This window comes from Desertibacillus haloalkaliphilus (assembly GCF_019039105.1).
In the GTDB taxonomy this organism is placed as follows: domain Bacteria; phylum Bacillota; class Bacilli; order Bacillales; family KJ1-10-99; genus Desertibacillus; species Desertibacillus haloalkaliphilus.
This window is the reverse complement of sequence record NZ_JAHPIV010000163.1, coordinates 1-427: the sequence shown is the minus strand read 5'-3', so window position 1 is coordinate 427 and position 427 is coordinate 1. Positions and strand designations below refer to the sequence as shown.

At 42.9% G+C, this 427-nt stretch carries 1 pseudogene; it reads left to right on the top strand.

From position 1 onward, the window contains the following. Positions 1-15 precede the first annotated feature (15 nt). Positions 16-427 (top strand): annotated as a pseudogene (locus tag KH400_RS21350) (alanine dehydrogenase); the annotation flags it as partial.

Genomic DNA, 427 nt, shown 5'->3' with positions numbered 1-427 from the left:
GTAGGAGGAAGCATCGTGATAATTGGAGTGCCTAAAGAAATTAAAAACAACGAAAACCGTGTAGCCATAACCCCTGCGGGTGTCTTGGCTTTTACCCAAGCAGGACATACAGTTTTAATTGAAAGTGGAGCAGGAAGAGGAAGTGGCTTTACTGATGACGACTATAAAGAAGCAGGGGCTATGCTAAGACCACATGCAGCACAAGTGTGGAAGGAAGCGGAAATGGTTATGAAAGTCAAAGAACCTATGCGAGAAGAATATTGTTTTTTTAGAAAAGGGTTAATCCTCTTCACGTATCTGCATTTGGCCGCAGAACCATTCTTGACGGAGGCACTTGTGAAAAATGAAGTAGTAGCAATAGCGTATGAAACAGTTGAAGTCAATGGGACCTTACCATTACTAACACCGATGAGTGAAGTAGCAGGAC